16 protein-coding genes are annotated in these 16611 nt (G+C 39.2%); 13 read left to right on the forward strand and 3 right to left on the reverse strand.

What is annotated here, in order from left to right; genetic code table 11:
• Positions 1 to 127 precede the first annotated feature (127 nt).
• The gene (gene lepB / locus ABJE44_RS00630) at positions 128 to 778 is read left to right on the forward strand and encodes a signal peptidase I (RefSeq protein ID WP_348113112.1); all 651 of its coding nucleotides are present in this window, start codon (positions 128 to 130) and stop codon (positions 776 to 778) included.
• A 95-nt stretch (positions 779 to 873) separates the two neighbouring features.
• Here lepB and ABJE44_RS00635 read toward each other — a convergent pair whose 3' ends face one another.
• Positions 874 to 1710 (reverse strand): DUF2797 domain-containing protein, encoded by an 837-nt coding sequence (locus tag ABJE44_RS00635; protein WP_348113111.1) that lies wholly within the window; start codon positions 1708 to 1710, stop codon positions 874 to 876.
• Between the two features lie 181 nt (positions 1711 to 1891).
• Between ABJE44_RS00635 and raiA the strand changes: the two genes are divergently transcribed.
• From raiA to ABJE44_RS00650, 3 genes are all read left to right on the forward strand, one after another.
• Positions 1892 to 2248 carry a ribosome-associated translation inhibitor RaiA gene (gene raiA, locus ABJE44_RS00640; protein WP_289029292.1) on the forward strand — a complete coding sequence of 119 codons (357 nt, stop codon included), beginning with the start codon at positions 1892 to 1894 and terminating at the stop codon, positions 2246 to 2248.
• Between the two features lie 150 nt (positions 2249 to 2398).
• Positions 2399 to 2692, forward strand: a complete 294-nt coding sequence (locus ABJE44_RS00645; RefSeq protein WP_348113110.1) for an EF-hand domain-containing protein — start codon at positions 2399 to 2401, stop codon at positions 2690 to 2692.
• Positions 2693 to 2807: 115 nt separating this feature from the next.
• Entirely contained in the window at positions 2808 to 3791 is a 984-nt protein-coding gene (locus tag ABJE44_RS00650) for an oxidoreductase family protein (RefSeq protein WP_348113109.1), read from the forward strand.
• A gap of 11 nt (positions 3792 to 3802) precedes the next feature.
• On the opposite strand, the gene ABJE44_RS00655 is transcribed toward ABJE44_RS00650, so the two are convergent.
• Entirely contained in the window at positions 3803 to 4576 is a 774-nt protein-coding gene (locus ABJE44_RS00655) for a transporter substrate-binding domain-containing protein (RefSeq protein WP_348113108.1), read from the reverse strand.
• 67 nt (positions 4577 to 4643) lie between these two features.
• Here ABJE44_RS00655 and ABJE44_RS00660 point away from each other — a divergent pair, with 67 nt between their 5' ends.
• The 6 genes from ABJE44_RS00660 to ABJE44_RS00685 all read left to right on the forward strand — a co-directional run bounded on the left by ABJE44_RS00660 (position 4644) and on the right by ABJE44_RS00685 (position 12710).
• On the forward strand, positions 4644 to 6392 hold the full coding sequence (locus ABJE44_RS00660) for an ABC transporter transmembrane domain-containing protein (protein ID WP_348113107.1): 1749 nt from the start codon (positions 4644 to 4646) through the stop codon (positions 6390 to 6392).
• Positions 6393 to 6445: 53 nt separating this feature from the next.
• Complete coding sequence (def, locus tag ABJE44_RS00665) at positions 6446 to 6964, forward strand: peptide deformylase (RefSeq protein ID WP_348113106.1); 519 nt, start codon at positions 6446 to 6448, stop codon at positions 6962 to 6964.
• A 68-nt stretch (positions 6965 to 7032) separates the two neighbouring features.
• Positions 7033 to 8280 carry a lytic murein transglycosylase gene (locus ABJE44_RS00670; protein ID WP_348113105.1) on the forward strand — a complete coding sequence of 416 codons (1248 nt, stop codon included), beginning with the start codon at positions 7033 to 7035 and terminating at the stop codon, positions 8278 to 8280.
• 198 nt (positions 8281 to 8478) lie between these two features.
• Positions 8479 to 8889, forward strand: coding sequence for a universal stress protein (locus tag ABJE44_RS00675; RefSeq protein WP_348113104.1), 411 nt, complete (start codon positions 8479 to 8481; stop codon positions 8887 to 8889).
• Positions 8890 to 9353: 464 nt separating this feature from the next.
• Positions 9354 to 10262: a DMT family transporter gene (locus ABJE44_RS00680; RefSeq protein ID WP_348113326.1), complete on the forward strand. Its 909-nt coding sequence runs from the start codon at positions 9354 to 9356 to the stop codon at positions 10260 to 10262.
• 150 nt (positions 10263 to 10412) lie between these two features.
• Positions 10413 to 12710, forward strand: a complete 2298-nt coding sequence (locus ABJE44_RS00685) for a YgiQ family radical SAM protein (RefSeq protein WP_348113103.1) — start codon at positions 10413 to 10415, stop codon at positions 12708 to 12710.
• A 139-nt stretch (positions 12711 to 12849) separates the two neighbouring features.
• On the opposite strand, the gene ABJE44_RS00690 is transcribed toward ABJE44_RS00685, so the two are convergent.
• Positions 12850 to 13671 carry a Cof-type HAD-IIB family hydrolase gene (locus ABJE44_RS00690; protein ID WP_348113102.1) on the reverse strand — a complete coding sequence of 274 codons (822 nt, stop codon included), beginning with the start codon at positions 13669 to 13671 and terminating at the stop codon, positions 12850 to 12852.
• Positions 13672 to 13965: 294 nt separating this feature from the next.
• On the opposite strand from ABJE44_RS00690, the gene ABJE44_RS00695 reads away from it, so the two are divergent.
• The 3 genes from ABJE44_RS00695 (at position 13966) to ABJE44_RS00705 (ending at position 16513) form a co-directional block, all read left to right on the forward strand.
• Positions 13966 to 14259 (forward strand): high-potential iron-sulfur protein, encoded by a 294-nt coding sequence (locus tag ABJE44_RS00695; RefSeq protein WP_348113101.1) that lies wholly within the window; start codon positions 13966 to 13968, stop codon positions 14257 to 14259.
• 6 nt (positions 14260 to 14265) lie between these two features.
• Positions 14266 to 14745, forward strand: coding sequence for an RNase H family protein (locus ABJE44_RS00700; RefSeq protein ID WP_348113100.1), 480 nt, complete (start codon positions 14266 to 14268; stop codon positions 14743 to 14745).
• A gap of 259 nt (positions 14746 to 15004) precedes the next feature.
• The gene (locus ABJE44_RS00705) at positions 15005 to 16513 is read left to right on the forward strand and encodes a hypothetical protein (RefSeq protein WP_348113099.1); all 1509 of its coding nucleotides are present in this window, start codon (positions 15005 to 15007) and stop codon (positions 16511 to 16513) included.
• The last annotated feature ends 98 nt before the right edge of the window (positions 16514 to 16611 follow it).

Genomic DNA, 16611 nt, shown 5'->3' on the forward strand with positions numbered 1-16611 from the left:
CAATATCTCATAGTACCTAGATTACTCACCATGCTCCTTTGAAATATAGGTTTACATTTAAATAGTGAACCTGCTGTTCTTTGTTAAGGTCAAATCAGAACTTAACTTACTTTGAAGGGGCGAAACCATGAAACAAAAATTTCGAGCTATCAGTATACTCAAGCAAAATTGGGGTTTTTTAGCGTTGATGCTCTTGATGTTTGCATCTCGCAGCAGTTTAGCTGATTGGTATCACGTACCTACAGGTTCAATGTTACCAACTATCGTTGAAGGTGACCGGATTTTTGTTGATAAAATGGCGTATCGTTTAGAGGTGCCTTTCACCGATATTGAAGTCATGGAAATCGCTAAACCTCAGCGGGGTGATATTGTAGTTTTCAACTCTGTAAAGGCTGATAATCGTTTAGTGAAACGCCTGATTGGTGAGCCGGGTGATACCGTGGCAATGCAAAACAATGTGTTAATCATAAATGGAGATGCAGTGCAGTATGCACCTACCAAGCAACCTTTTTTGCAGACTGAATACTTAGATGACACTGCCCATTTTGTGCAGTTTACGCCTGTGGCTAATGCTAGAGATAACTTTGAAGCTGTGAAAGTGCCTGAAGGTCATTATTTGGTGTTAGGGGATAACCGTAATAACAGTGCAGATTCACGATATTATGGCTTTGTCCCCGCTATTGAAATACAAGGTAAGGCAACAAAAGTATTGATGTCTTTGGATGCTGAAAACTATTATATTCCTCGCACTGAACGCATTTTAGTACCTCTCACTTAATCGTAAATACTACCCACTCACACACCTTATCCATTGTTTTTTAAGATGTGTGAGTGGGCTTTGTTCATAACTAAGGGCGTAGCATAAGGTGTTAATTAGATTTCTATTGATAGAAAGTAGCCTGAATATTTTCTCATGTTAATAACTCTGTCTGAGTCGAGCAGTAAGTATTGTCCTTTTATGCCCAATAACGTGCCTTCAAAGCCTAGTTCTTTATCTAAATTAATAGACTTTACCTTTTCTGGGTATTGTTGCACTGGATAATGGATATCTATGGCTGGCGCATCAACTATATCGATTGCTTGAAAGCCGTACTCTTCAATAATTTCGTCAAGCTCAGCTTCAACTTCTGTTAGCAATGACTCTTTAAGTGTTTCAAGGTCAACTTGTTCTGGTTGGCTTTTTAGCATAGTGCGCCAATTGGTTTTATCGGCAATATGCTCTTTAAATGCCATTTCAACCATCCCACTGGTTAATCTATTTTGTACCCGCATTATTGCTATGGCTTGAGTGGCGCCTTGGTCTATCCAGCGGCTAGACACGCCATCAGTAACGTGGCGAGTAATCCCCACTTTTACTGTGCCAGTATTCGCTAGGTATACAAAGTGGTCAGATAAACAATTTTCTTCGCCCCATTTAGGATCGCGACAAGTTCCGGCATCGTAATGACACAACTCTGGTTTTATAATGCAAGTGTCGCACTGCGCTAGTTTCATTAAACAGCGATAGCAGTGGCCTTGGTTAAAGCTTTTTTTGGTCTTAACTCCACAATTTACACAGTGGATTTCTCCCTCGTAACTGACTTTTATTGATTGGCCAATAAGGGCGTTCATATCTAACGTGTCATCGCCTATAGGCAAAGCGTATTGTGCTAAATTGCCTGAGTCTGTGGTTACCCGCATTTTGCGAATATTACCCTGTAATTGGGTCATGAAGTTTTCCAATGATAATCGTTCTAAAATATCCCGCAAATTTACCATGTGAGAACTAACTTGGCGAAAAATATCAAACAGTATGATTATTTATATTGGTTATTCCTTGTTTTCTGTGCAAGATGTCCCAAGCTATATATTGAAGACAATCAAAATGTAATCAAAGCAAAGAGGAAAATCTATGAAAATAAATGTTTCAGGTCATCATTGCGATATCACAGAAGCGGTTAAAGAAAGCATCAATCAAAAACTTTCAAAAGTAGCCAGTCATTTTCCCACCCTGATCGCGTTAGATATCATTGTGACTAAAGAGCACGGCGAGTATAGCGCTGAGATTTCTACTAAGTATGAAGGCTCAAGTATAGCTGTAAAAGGTAAGGGAGACGTTATGTACCCTGCTATATCGCAGGCTAGTAAGAAATTAGATGCCGCCCTTAAACATCGAAAAGGTCAATTGAAAAGCGATCTACACGCTAAGCCTAGTTGTACTACACCAGAAATCGCTCACGAAATTATTCAAGAGATGGATTTAACCTAAATAACGCTTTTAATATCTGCGCTGAAGAGTCACTTCAGCGCTATCAATTCAATGCACATTCGTTGCACATTTTTTGCGGGTTTGTTGCACACTATCTTAATAAGAATATTGTAAACTACTCCTGAACTTAACAAAGATACAGGTGTTAATATGCATTCATTTAAATCTACATTTTCTAAATTATTTATCGCTTCAGTAGCACTTGCTTTGACTTTTAGCGCGGTTGCTCAAGAGCGAGGTAGCAGAGATATGCAACGAGGTGAGCGTCCAAGTTTTTCTTCTCTTGATTTGGACGGTGATGGTGTCGTGACATTTGCAGAGTTTGAGCAGAGCGATGTGCCAAACAATGAACACGCTACTATTTTTGGGCATATTGATGCCGATGGCAATGGTCAAATTACTGAAGAAGAATTTACTAGTCATAAGCCCCCAAGAAGAAACTAAACGTTAGCGAACCCCTCTTTCTGCTCAATTAAGCCATCAAAATAGATGGCTTTTTTTTATTTCTAGTTTTTTTAATATTAGGATAGCCCTACCTAATATTTTTTTTGAACACCAAATGACAACCAGCGCATTACTTCTAGAAAAACTGCAACTCCAGCTAGCTGATAAAGGGCTAATTAAAACAGAAACAGTACAAGCTTTGTGGAGTGGTTATGGTGAAATCGCTCGATATTTCAGCCCTAAAGCGGGTAATTCATTTATTGTGAAAAGCATTTGCCCACCTACACAGCTAGACCATCCTAGAGGTTGGAATACAACCACTAGTCACAACCGTAAGTTAATGTCTTATCGAGTAGAGTCTTGTTTTTATCAGCGTTATCAAGCTCAGTGCGACCAATCTTGTAGAGTTCCTAATTTAGTCACAACCATGGATGTTGAAGAAAATCAGGTAATGGTTTTAGAAGATTTAGATGCAGCTAAGTTTTCGGTTAGAAAATCTCAAGTGAGCCTTAAAGATGTGGCTAAAGGCGTAAAATGGTTAGCCCACTTTCACGCCCGATTTATGCAAACTAACGCCGAAGGATTGTGGCCAGTTGGCAGTTATTGGCACTTAGCCACCCGCAATGATGAGTTTGACAAAATGCAAATGGGAGAGCTAAAAGATAAAGCGCAAAAAATAGATAGTGTGTTAAACCAATCAAGCTTCCAGACATTAGTGCATGGAGACGCCAAACTAGCGAATTTTTGCTTTCCTGATGATGAGTCTGTTGAAAATGTAGCTGCCGTTGATTTTCAATATGTTGGACGTGGGGTAGGAGTCAAAGACTTAGCTTACTTTTTAGGAGGGTGTTTAAACTCCGCTGCTATGTTTGACTATGAAAGTGAAATCTTAACATTGTATTTTTCAGAGCTAAAAAAAGCCTGTGTGCGCTATCAAATTGCTGTTGATGGCAATGAAGTAGAAGCTCAGTGGCGTAATTTGTACTCATTAGCTTGGGCTGATTTTCATCGGTTTTTACTGGGGTGGGCAGCAGAACACTTAAAAATTAATGCCTATATGCAACACCAGACAAAAACAGCGCTTTTAATGATTAATTAATGCTTTTACATTCAATGCTGAGTCACTGAATTGAAGGCGGCTTGAAGCTTTAAAAGTTTTTCTGGTGCTATGTTTTTACCAACAGCCAAATACCCTGTAGTGCTCAACTCTGGTAAGTCTTTAACTAGATATACAGTATCTTTAGGCTTATTAAACCGCGCCAACATATCATCAATAAATTGTTGGCTATCAATAATTAGATCAATGTTATTGTTGAGCAGTAAATTCCATGAACAATCAATATCTGCACAAATCATAAAGTTTTTACCTTCTTCAAAGCCTTGGCTTAGCATCCAGTCATGTGCGAAGTCATTGCGTTGTACCGCAATAACATATTTAGATATTTTTTCTATAGAGGATAAATCTATTGATTTATTACTGCTTAAAGCAACAAAACCAAATTTATATTCAACTACTGGAATTAACCAATGAAATAAATTGGCTCGCTCAGGAGTTTTAGCTATTGAGTAAATTAGGGTGTCTGGTTCTTTAAGCGCTTTATTGTAGGCTCTTGCCCAAGGGTAGATGTCGTAGTTCGCAGTTAATCCCGTCTTTTGAATAAAAGCTTTAACTTTGTCTGTAGCGGGTCCGCCAACATGGTTTTTCTCCCATAATTGATGAGGAGGAGAAAGCTCAGTAACTATATTTAAATCTACAGCAACGGCAGCTGTCGCTTTATAGAAGAATGTTAAGCATAATGCGAGTAAAGTAATCTTGCTTAGCATGAGCAGAACTAAAACCTTTGGGTCGATAATATTTAAACGTATTCTAGGCATTCTACTCATAAACCCTGCACAATTACATTTTGAGTTTGAAAAATTACCTCATTAATAAAAAAAAGAGAATCATATTTTGCAAAAGGTAAAAACCTCTACCCTAATGAGCTGGTTGTTTGGCCAACTTAAACCTTACCGCTCAAAAGTCGCCATTGCCATAGTCGCCCTTATTATCGCTGCTGCCTGTTGGTTACTGCTAGGACAAGGGGTAAAAGCTGTGGTGGATGATGGGTTTATAGCGAATAGCGCAGATAACATCACCCGATATATGTTGGTGGTATTGGGCATTGCTTTAGTGGGAAGTGTGGCAGCGTATTTTCGTTTTTATTGGATGATATGGTTAGGAGAAAGAGTAAGTGCAGACATTAGAAAAGAGGTATATAGCCATTTATTGACTTTAGCTCCGGATTTTTTTGCTACCACTCGAACTGGTGAGGTGATATCTAGATTTACTGCGGATACCACATTATTGCAATCAGTGGTTGGGATGGGTTTATCTATGGGGTTACGTAGCACTATTACCTTTATTGGCGCTTTGTGTTTAATGCTGTTTTCTAGCCCAATGTTGACCCTATATGTCCTGTTATCTGTACCTTTAGTGTTGCTTCCCATTCGTGTATTAGGGGCAAAAGTACGTTTATATTCTAAAACTAGTCAAGACAGAGTGGCAGATGTAGGCGCTTATGTTGATGAAACACTACACGAAATTCATACAGTGCAGGCTTACTCACACGAGGCAATTGATACTGGCTTGTTTCAAGACCGTGTGGAAAATGTGATGCAAGCCGCACACTCTAGAATTAAATATAGAGCCTTATTGGTGGCGTGCATCATGGCTATTAGTGTCTCTGCCATTGTGGTTGTGGCTTGGATTGGAGCACAAAGCGTTTTGGAAGGAGTGTTAACTGCCGGTGAGCTTACTGCCTTTATGTTTTATGCTGTGATGGCAGGGGGAGCGGTAGCCACTATCAGCGAAGTTATCGGTGAGATTCAAAAAGCGGCTGGGGCAAGTGAGCGTTTAATGGAGCTTTTACATACCCAAACATCAATTGCTTCACCAGCTCAAGCTGAAGCTCTAACCAGCAAAGCTAGCGGCGATATTAAATTGAATAATGTAGGGTTTTCATATCCCCAAAGCCCTGAAAATACCGTGCTTACTAGTATCAATCTTCACATCAAATCTGGTGAGCGTATTGCTTTAGTTGGCCCAAGTGGGGCTGGAAAATCAACTATGTTCCAATTGTTACTGCGCTTTTACGATGTTAACTCTGGAGATATTACATTAGACGGTAAAAATATTGCTGAGCTAGAGGTGTCTAGCCTTCGCCAGCAGTATGCTTTGGTGCCTCAGGAGTCTGTCATTTTTGCTAGCACTGTGGCTGATAACATCAGCTATGGAAGGCCTAGCGCATCACAATCTGAGATTCAAGAAGCGGCAAAAGCAGCTAGAGCTCATAACTTTATAGAAGAGTTGCCAAATGGTTATCAAACTAACCTTGGGGAGCGGGGTGTTCGTTTGTCAGGTGGTCAAAAACAAAGAGTCGCTATTGCAAGAGCGATTTTAGCAGACCGACCTATATTGCTATTAGATGAAGCCACTAGCTCTTTAGATGCTGGCAACGAACAACAGGTTAAAATAGCCCTTGATGTATTAATGGAAAATAGAACATCTGTGGTTATTGCCCATAGATTAGCAACTGTAATCAATTCAGATCGAATTATTGTGATGGACAAGGGTCAAATAGTAGCAATAGGTACCCACGTAGACTTAATGGAAAGTAATGATTTATACCGTGAGTTTGCACAGTTACAGTTAATGAGTTGATACTAAGCTTTGGATTATGAGAGGAGTACTGAAATCTATATGAGAACTTGGCAATGAAAATAGCTCAAGTGGGTGAGTCAATCCTTAAAACCCCTGCTCGTAGTGTGGCTCAGGACGAATTTTCCACTGATAACTTTAATCATTTTTGCGATGCATTATTAGCGACTATGTTAAGTGCTGAAGGGATTGGTATAGCTGCTCCTCAAGTGTTTGACCCAAGAGCTATTATGATTATTGCTTCGCGGTCTAACCCTAGGTATCCAGATGCTCCAGATATGCAGCCTATGTTTTTAATTAACCCGCAAATCATAGCCAGTAGTGAACAGCTAGTGTGGGAGTGGGAAGGGTGTTTATCTGTTCCTGGATTGCGGGGACGCATTGAACGCCCCAATTGGGTTGAGGTTAATTATGATGACAGGCAAGGTAAAACACAGCATATTAAGTTTGAAGGTTTTATCGCTCGTATTTTTTTGCACGAATTTGATCATTTAATTGGTAAAACTTGGCTTGATCACATCAGCAATACCGATAATATTATGGCTAACGATCTATGGATTGAAACATTCACTTAAGAAGTTTTGATATCAAATTTCATTCAGTCGGTTAGCATTAGGTTTACTATTATTTAGGAATTTTTAGATTGGTTTCTTTTTCATCATATAAAATTATTTTGTCTGCGGTTAGTTTAAGTTTGGTGAGTTTTTTTGGCTCAGCTCAAGAGGTCACGCCTGAACAGGAAACATTCCCTCAATGTATCGATAGACTGCAGCAGCGAGCTGTAGCTGCTGGCGTATCAGCAGCGACAGCTAATAATGTATTGGCAAAGATTGAGTTAATACCAAAGCTGTTAGAATACGATCGTAATCAGCCTGAGTTTGTTCAGACATTCACTGGATATTTTTCTAAACGGGTAACTAATTGGCGTATAGACAAGGGGCGTGAAAAGTTTGCTGAGCATCGAGCGTTTCTAGCTAAGTTAACTCAAGAGTATGGCGTTCCCGCCCATTATTTATTGGCGTTTTGGGGGCTAGAAACAAATTTTGGCAATTACAAAGGTAAAATTCCTACATTACGAGCTCTCACCACTTTAGCTTGTGATCAAAGACGCAGTCGTTACTTTTCCAGTGAGCTTGTGCAAGCCTTGTTGTTGTTAGAGCGAGAAAACCTGCAGCCTGAGCAGATGATTGGCTCTTGGGCTGGTGCAATGGGGCACACCCAATTTATGCCTACCGCTTATCTTAAATATGCTAGAGATGGTGACGGAGACGGCAAAATTGACTTATGGAATAGTGAACAAGATGCCTTAGCATCAGCTGCAAACTTTTTAAAAAATTTAGGGTGGCAAGCTGGGTATAGATGGGGTAGGGAAGTCCAGTTACCTGAATCTTTTGACTATCAATTAGCAGGCAAATCCCACCCTAAGTCACTTTCTTTTTGGAATAAGCAACAGGTAACGCAAGTGTCGGGGCAAAGCCTTGGCAATAGTGATATTAAGTCTGCATTGCTGATCCCCGCTGGATACACTGGCTCAGCATTTTTGGTTTATTCAAATTTTGATGTGATCTTACGCTGGAATAACTCTGAGTATTACGGCATAGCAGTAGGGCATTTGGCTGACCGGATCGCAGGCAAAGATGATTTATCCAAACCTTTACCTGACTTACCTAAATACACAATTTTAGAAATGCAGGCTTTCCAAGAAAAACTCAACCAACTGGGTTTTGAGGTAGGAGAAGCCGACGGTATTTTAGGACCTGCTACACGTAAAGGTGTTCGAGATTTTCAAATGTCTGTAGGACTGATTGCCGATGGTTACCCCTCTAAAAATACTGTTGAGGCCGCTATGAATAAGCCAACAACGGTTAATCAGGTAGATGTAACGTCTTAATCTGTATTTAATTTGCAGCCAGAATAGTATGAATTAAAAGATGGATAACAGTGATAGTCTGTTGTCCATTTTAAACGTTAACCTAGTCAACTTTCTGTCGGTTTAAAATTTGATCACCATCATAAAATAACTCCCCAAATATTTACAAAATAAGTAATAATGTAAGAATCTAGCTTTTCATTTACTAAAGGATTTCTTATGTATAAAACTATTATTTGTGCAATCGAAGCGACTTCTGAAGGCAAACAAGTTCTGGCTAAAGCCGTTGAAATGGCAAAATTTTATGAAAGTAAGTTGTTTGTGATGCATGTTTTACCATACAAGGTGTTACCTAAAGATTATCAAAAGGAATTAAAAGATAAAATTTATCCGAAAATCGAAGAGTTATGCGCTGATTTCAATATCCGCAAAAAGCAGCGTTTAGTTAAGGTTGGTAAGCCTTACGAGCTTATTTGTAATGAAGCTATTAAAAAGAAAGCGGATTTAATCATGTTAGGTACCCATTCTAAAAAAGGTATCCAAGCATTAATCGGCTCTACTGCCAATGGCGTTGCCAATTACGCCCATTGTGATGTGACCTTAGTGAGAATCGCTAAAAAAACTAAGTAAGAATAAGCTTATCACTCCTAATTTTGATGAGTTAGGAGTGATTGGCATCGCTAAAGTTTTGATATCGTTGCGAACTTCAAAATCGATTGACCGTATTTTTTGCTTAGTAACGGTAGTTTTGATTGACTTAATGCCTACCCACAGTCACTATCTTTGTCTCGTGTTTACGAGTTCAATCTTGTAAATAATGCTAACGAATTGAGAGCCTAATTTACGTGTTTACCTTAGTACCCAATAAACAACATCAACCTAGCATTTCGCTATGGCGAGTTCGATTTGTCAAATTCGAATTTGACTGTTTTTGTGGTCTGAGTTTTTATCGTAAAAATTTTAGTTTTTAGCCGTTAAAACCCCAATCGCCACAGAGTTTCAGGTCTGTGGCATCGAAATTTCCAAATATAAAGTTTCATTCCGCAGCCTAACTCACTGGCCTAAATTAAAACTATGCAAAGGAGTTAGTGAAAATGCAATTAGTGGCTGTATACATTGCCGTATTATTAATCTGGTCTACTACCCCATTAGGGATTGTCTGGAGTTCAGAGTCTGTTAGTCCAAGTTTGGCTTTGTTGTTACGCATGAGTATTGCTTTGGTGATAGGTGCGGTGGTTATTAAGCTAACTAGTATTGAGTTTCCATGGCATAAAAAAGCACTACATTTTTATGGGGTATCTGCTGTGGGTGTAGCCGGTGGCATGTTTTTTACTTACCTAGCCGCCCGCAGTATGCCTTCTGGTATTTTATCCCTACTATTCGGGCTAGCGCCATTGTTGTCAGGGTTATTTGCTCAAAAAATATTAGGTGAGAAATCTTTCAGTTTATCTAGAAAGTTAGCCTTGATTTTAGCTTTTAGCGGTTTACTGATAGTTTGCTACGACAAGCTTTTTGAAGTTCAAGCCGCGGTACCCATAAGACTAATCGATTTTATGTTTGTGTTGTGTGCAGTGAGCTTGTTTTCTTTAAGTGGCGTATTGATTAAAAACGTTGAATTAAACTTGCACCCGGTAGCAAGTACAGTGGGCACTTTAACCGTGAGTATGCCAATTTTTATTCTGTCTTGGTTAATATTTGACGGTGATTTTATCATGCCTAGCTTGGGCTCTCGGTCAGGTTGGAGCATTATCTATTTAGGTGTATTTGGCTCACTGTTTGGATTTGTAGGCTATTTTTATATCTTAAAGAGATTGTCAGCTAGTACAGTATCTTTAGTAACCTTAATCACACCTGTTTTGGCTATGTTTTTGGGTAGCCAGTTAAATGGTGAGGTCATAACTGATAATTTGATGATTGGGGCAACTCTGATTATCTTGGGGCTATTTTTATACTTTTTTGGTAATAAAGCAGTCTGGATATTAGCTTTAAGTCCACGTAAATAAACAATTACCCAGTCCTTCTTAGTGCAAGTTGCTTGGCTGGGTGAAGAATGTGGGATCTATTCGGAAATATAATTAGTATTCTGTTATAATCCCGCCGATTTTTTGACCAGCTATAATTAGTAATACTTAGCCTATTTTGTAGAGAGCACCATGCCAACCATTCAGCCAGCCTTACGATCAAAACCTGTCGCCCGTATGAAAGCGGAGCGAGGTTTATTTTCATTCCCTAAATATTGGGCTGAATGTTTTGAACCTGCGCCATTTTTACCTATGTCTAGAAGAGAAATGGATCAGCTAGGTTGGGATAGTTGCGATATTATTATTGTGACTGGTGATGCATATATCGACCACCCTAGTTTTGGTATGGCTGTGATTGGTCGTACTTTAGAAGCCCAAGGCTTTCGTGTGGGCATAATTTCGCAGCCGAATTGGCATAGTAAAGACGATTTTATGCAACTTGGAGAGCCAAATCTATTCTTTGGTGTGACTGCCGGTAACATGGACTCTATGATCAATCGGTATACAGCCGATCGTAAATTACGCCACGATGATGCTTACACACCTAATAACGAAGGTGGCAAACGCCCAGATCGGGCCGTGACTGTGTATACTCAACGCTGTAAAGAAGCTTACAAAAAACCAGTGGTCATTGGCGGCATTGAAGCTAGTTTGAGACGTATAGCTCACTATGATTATTGGTCTGACAAAGTTCGCCGCAGTGTGTTGTTTGACTCCAAAGCCGACATGCTCATGTTTGGTAATGCAGAACGCCCTTTATTAGAAATGGCCCACCGTTTTGCCGCTGGTGAAACAATCGAGCAAATGCAGGATATTCGTGGGACTGCGGTACTTCGAAAAGAGCCATTGCCGGGCTGGCAAGGGGTAGACTCAACTCATCTAGATACCATTGGGAAAATAGACCCAGTGATCAGTCCATATGAAATCATTGAAGACAAATGCGCAGTATCTTCTGAAGCGGACAAACAAGCCGCTATCGCTGAACAAAAAGCCCAGCCTATAGTGGTGCAGCCTTTTACTTCAAAAACAAAACGGGTCAAACCTTGGGATAAAACCTATGTGTTATTACCCCCCTATGATGTGGTGCGTGCTGAGAAAACCCATTACGCTCATACGTCTCGAATTTTACATAAAGAAACTAATCCAGGTTGTGCCCGTGCTTTAGTGCAGCGCCATGGCGACAGAATAGTGTGGATTAACCCGCCCGCTTATCCATTAGAAACCGAAGAAATGGACGCTGTATTTGATTTGCCTTATGCCCGCGTGCCGCACCCAAGTTACGGTAAAGCTAAAATACCTGCTTACGATATGATTAAAACATCGGTCAATATCATGCGTGGTTGTTTTGGTGGCTGTACTTTTTGTTCGATTACAGAACATGAGGGTAGGGTCATTCAAAGTCGCTCTGAAGAGTCTATTATTCGTGAAATTGAAGAAATTCGCGACAAAGTCCCGGGTTTTACTGGTGTTATCTCCGATCTTGGTGGCCCCACTGCGAATATGTATAAATTGCGTTGTAAGAGTCCTAAGGCTGAACAGGCATGTAGACGTTTATCATGTGTCTGGCCAGAAATATGCGGCCACTTGGATACAGACCAAACTCCTACTGTAGAGCTATACCGTAAAGCCCGTGATGTAGAAGGGGTAAAAAAAGTACTAATAGCGTCAGGTGTGCGTTACGATCTGGCTATTGAAGACCCTAATTATGTTAGAGAGTTAGTGACTCACCATGTGGGAGGTTATTTAAAAATAGCCCCAGAGCACACAGAAAAAGCCCCGCTGGATAAAATGATGAAACCGGGCATGGGTACTTACGATAGGTTTAAAGAGCTGTTTGATAAATACACCAAAGAAGCTGGTAAAGACCAGTATTTAATTCCTTACTTTATCTCGGCTCATCCGGGGACTGAAGATGAAGATATGTTGAATCTTGCTTTGTGGCTTAAAGAGCGTAACTTTAAGTTAGATCAAGTGCAAAATTTCTATCCATCACCTATGGCTAATGCCACCACTATGTATCACACCAATAAAAACCCGATCCATAAGGTTAATCACAAAAGTGAAGTGGTTGAAGTGCCAAAAGGTGAAATACACCGCCGTTTACATCGTGCGTTTTTGAGGTATCACGACTCAGCCAATTGGCCTATGTTACGTAAAGCTTTAAAAGAAATGGGTAAAGCTCATTTAATAGGAAATGGCCCTAAATGTTTGGTACCAGCAGAGAGCCGTCATGAACTTCGCGGCAAAGATCAAAAACAGTATGCAAAACGTTCAGTTAATAAAGCCTATGCTAAGGGCAAGTCTAGTAATGCAGCCAGGGCTCAAAAAGGCTTAACTCGTTTTAGTGACAACCAACCTCATAATGAAGCAGCAAAAGGTGAGCAGGGGAATCACTCAAAGCCCAACGGTAAAAGGCGTAAGTCACGTTAATTAGGCTTTGTTGTTATCTTTGCCTTCAATTGATTGGAATTAAGCTGGTATGGCAACTAGAAACTATGCTCTTTAAGCTAGTTGTATGGGATCTTGCCAGCTTTAAATTAGAATAGTTCAAGCGCAATTTATAACGTTTTTAAAGAGAAAAACGTTCTCTTAAAAAGTGGGCTATGCCATCTTCATGGTTATGGCCTATTACGCCATGTGCAGAATCTTTAATTTCTGACTTGGCATTTTCAGGGGCATAACATTCGTCGGCTTCGGCAAACATACTTAAATCATTATCTCCGTCACCAAAACAAATGACTTTACTAGCCCCTAGCTTATTTTTTAAATTTGTTACGGCACTACCTTTGTTGGCTCGTTTATGGTGAACATCCATCCACCAAAAGTTACCGCCTTGAATTGCAGGTCCAGAATAAGCTATCAGATTGCTGTGGCTATTGAAAAAGTGCCACATTTTTTTTATGCCTGCAGCGTCTCCAATCATACTAATGTTGGTGACTTGACTGCCTGTAGGAAGTGTTTCTAACGGCAATAGTGTAGCCATGCTGCCTGCAAAGTACTTTTCGATAAGATCTTTTTCGATTTCATGTTGTATTTTTGCATGAAAAATAAAATGCTTATGATGCTTATCAATGACATTTACAAAGGGGGTAATCCCGTGAGAAAGCGCTACTTCAATAACAGTTGAAATTTCGTCGCTGTCGAGTAAGTTTTCCAGGGTGACTTCTTTGGAGTTAGGGTCCCAGACTGTGACGCCGTTATTGAAAATGTGGGGTAGGGTAAAGTTGTGTCCCTCAACAATGCGTTGTGCAGACAACATAGTACGGCCAGTAGCTACTGTGTAAGCTATGTCTTTTTCCCCTAACAACATTAAGGTTTCTTTAGTAAATATTGATATTTCAGAGGCATCGTTTAATAAGGTGCCATCTAGGTCGAAAAAAATTAACTGCATATTTATATCTGTCGCTTAATAATTAAAGGAAGTGATAGCTAAATCTATTTTTTATAATGTAATAAGTTTACTATGTATACACATATATTTGTCACCTTAGGTGAGCACTTAATTTTAGAGAGAATATATTTTAAATAACTGTAGATTGATTGATCTAACTTTTTTCGATTTCAGTATGACTTAATGTAACAACAAGCTTGCTAAAACCCAAACTCGCCTAACTGGCGAGTTTTTGCATTTTAGGGGGTTAGTAAAAAAGAATCATTTTTATTTTCGACTACCGGAGTATCAAATATGAGTAAACTTAATCGTCGCGATTTTATGAAGTTATCGGGTTCTGCCCTTATTGGTGTGACGCTAGGTGGGGTGGCATTGCATGCTAATGCTCAAGAGCGTGTTACCCTGGATAATCCTACGGCTGCTGCTTTAAAATATGTGCATACCTCAGAGATTGAAGGCAAGAACTGTGCAAATTGTCAGTATTTACAAGGAGAAGCTGGCAGTGAATGGCGACCATGTACGTTTTTTCCTAATAAGCTAGTAAGTTCAAAAGGTTGGTGTGCAGGTTGGCTTAAAAAGCAAGGTTAGAACAATTTGCAGCTCTTTATAGATGCTAGTGTTGACCCAAAATCAAAGGTAGGCCATGGCGCCTACCTACTATTATCAAGGCCGAATAGTGATTTATCTAACGCGAGAAACGCCATAAAAACCAAACGCTTTGAACAAACAAGTTCTACTAAGTTGGAGTTACAAACTTTACTTTTCGCTCTAAACGAAATTAATACCTCAAGTTCTCATTCTACTATTTACTTAACTGTTTTTACTGACTCTCAAAATATTGTTAATTTGCCAAAGCGACGAGACTCGATAGAGCAAAAGAACTACACAAACCGAGCTCAAAATCACTTGAAGCATCACCTGTTATATAAAGAGTTTTATCGGTTAACGTCTATTATCAATTGTGATTTTGTGAAAGTTAAGGGGCATAAAGCTGCTAAATATAAAGATGATATTGATAGGGTATTTAGTTTGGTGGATATCGCTTCTAGAAGAGCCCTTCGAAAAGAGTTTTAGTATTATAGCCCCCTAATTTTATATCTTGATGATTAACCAATGGAATCATCAGTTGTTTACTTTAAAATTTAATTTATCTCCTAACAGATCAAGCCAACCTTCAAGTTTAACGCTTACTATTTAAGCTTATTTGTATGCCTTATGTTTTCAAATGTGCAAACAATGTGTAAGAGCGACTGAAATCAGAACTTTAGCTATTTTGCTTAGTCCCATCAGCATAAAATATTGTAATACGTAACATAAGTTGTTTGGAGAAGTAATGAAGTGGACTAAAGCGAGTTGGACCGATGCTCTACGATTGGTAGCCGGTATTGGTTTATCAGTGTTTATTTTGTCGTCATGTTCAAGTGGCAGTGACAGTAAGACAGGTTATATTAAGTTTTATAACGCATCACCTAATGCGCCAGAAATTTTCTTAACTGTAGACGAAAACCTTGACGATGATGACGATGACGAAATCGAAGTCACTTACGGCGCAATTGAATATACAGAGGTTAGCGGTAATAACTCGCTCGATGCTGGTAATTATTATATAGAACTAGCTTGGCAAGATGAAGAAAGTAGTGACCGTTCTGATTTAGAAATCATCTATGAAGATAGCGTTAAAATCACCAACGAAGATATCAAGTTTATTTCTCTAAGTGGTGATATTACGGCTCCAGACGTGCTCATATTTGATATTGAAGTGATTGACGATGATGATGACGATGATGAAGATTTATTTAATGTTCGACTGCTAAATTTACATGATGATTACCAGTCAGTTGACTTGTATGCGTCTTTAGATAATGAAACTTTCAATGAAGCAGAATTTTTAGGTAATGTTAATTACCATGAATTGACTGACAACATGAAGTTAGATCAAGACCAGTACATTTTTTACATTACTTTGCCAGGTGAAACAGACGTTTTATATACATCGGTTGATCAGGACTATTCAGTGGTCAGCCAGTACGTGATTGTTATACGTGACAACACAGGTGTGGGCTCTGCTGACTTTACAATCGATAGCATAGGTACAAACGGCATTACAGAGCTTGCAGATGTGGATTCAGAAGCTGAGTTTGGGTTTTATAACGCAATCTCTACCGATGACTACCTACCAGAGTATCAGGGGCAAATCGATATTGAAGTCACTTTAGATGACGATGGAGATGTAGTTATTGAAGATTTGGAGAAAGGTGAATTTAGTGCTTCTACTATCACTGCAAATGGTGATTATTCCTTTGATGTAGTGAATTCAGCAGATGGCGAAATTTATATTAGTGATGCGTTATTAAGTCTTCAAGAAAATGCTGACAGCACCATATTTTTATACGGTCGAAAAGACGCAATTGATGATGATGAAGATGGTGTTACTGATGAGAACGAAGATGGCATAGTTGATGATTATGAAATTGTTATTAAATCACTGGCACTCACTAAAAATAGTAGCTCAAGTATTTATAGTCACGGTATCCAAGTCGTTAACTTAGCGGATTCAGACGATTTCAGTAGAGTTACATTTTATTTTGTCTTGAGTGACGAAGTCATCGATACCGCTGATAATTTACTCTCGGTATTACAAGAAAACTCTGGGTCATTAACACTGCTAAACAATACCTATGATATTTTCGCTGTAGCGACAATTGATGGAACAGAAACTGTACTAGATAGCATGAACTTGATTCTCGATGAAGACAGTCAAGAGCTGTATTTGATATTTGAACAAGATATAGATGCGTCTTCTGGATTTAGCATGAAATTGATTAATCAGGTAGTAAATTAAGAATAACCTAAGCAGTTTATACAAAGGCTGAGGATGCGTTTATCCACTCTTCCTCAGCAACTTCTTTTTTATCTTTTAATGTTACAACGTTCGTTAAC

Source organism: Paraglaciecola sp., from assembly GCF_039942875.1.
Classification (GTDB): Bacteria; Pseudomonadota; Gammaproteobacteria; order Enterobacterales; family Alteromonadaceae; genus Paraglaciecola.

Excerpts from the sequence above, each read along its gene's own strand:
- ABJE44_RS00650 (WP_348113109.1), top strand. The coding sequence starts at position 2,808 with ATGACAACCAGCGCATTACTTCTAGAAAAACTGCAACTCCAGCTAGCT.
- def (WP_348113106.1), top strand. The coding sequence starts at position 6,446 with ATGAAAATAGCTCAAGTGGGTGAGTCAATCCTTAAAACCCCTGCTCGT.
- ABJE44_RS00685 (WP_348113103.1), top strand. The coding sequence starts at position 10,413 with ATGCCAACCATTCAGCCAGCCTTACGATCAAAACCTGTCGCCCGTATG.
- lepB (WP_348113112.1), top strand. The coding sequence starts at position 128 with ATGAAACAAAAATTTCGAGCTATCAGTATACTCAAGCAAAATTGGGGT.
- ABJE44_RS00635 (WP_348113111.1), bottom strand. The coding sequence starts at position 1,710 with ATGACCCAATTACAGGGTAATATTCGCAAAATGCGGGTAACCACAGAC.
- raiA (WP_289029292.1), top strand. The coding sequence starts at position 1,892 with ATGAAAATAAATGTTTCAGGTCATCATTGCGATATCACAGAAGCGGTT.
- ABJE44_RS00680 (WP_348113326.1), top strand. The coding sequence starts at position 9,354 with ATGCAATTAGTGGCTGTATACATTGCCGTATTATTAATCTGGTCTACT.
- ABJE44_RS00705 (WP_348113099.1), top strand. The coding sequence starts at position 15,005 with ATGAAGTGGACTAAAGCGAGTTGGACCGATGCTCTACGATTGGTAGCC.
- ABJE44_RS00690 (WP_348113102.1), bottom strand. The coding sequence starts at position 13,671 with ATGCAGTTAATTTTTTTCGACCTAGATGGCACCTTATTAAACGATGCC.
- ABJE44_RS00655 (WP_348113108.1), bottom strand. The coding sequence starts at position 4,576 with ATGAGTAGAATGCCTAGAATACGTTTAAATATTATCGACCCAAAGGTT.
- ABJE44_RS00695 (WP_348113101.1), top strand. The coding sequence starts at position 13,966 with ATGAGTAAACTTAATCGTCGCGATTTTATGAAGTTATCGGGTTCTGCC.
- ABJE44_RS00645 (WP_348113110.1), top strand. The coding sequence starts at position 2,399 with ATGCATTCATTTAAATCTACATTTTCTAAATTATTTATCGCTTCAGTA.
- ABJE44_RS00675 (WP_348113104.1), top strand. The coding sequence starts at position 8,479 with ATGTATAAAACTATTATTTGTGCAATCGAAGCGACTTCTGAAGGCAAA.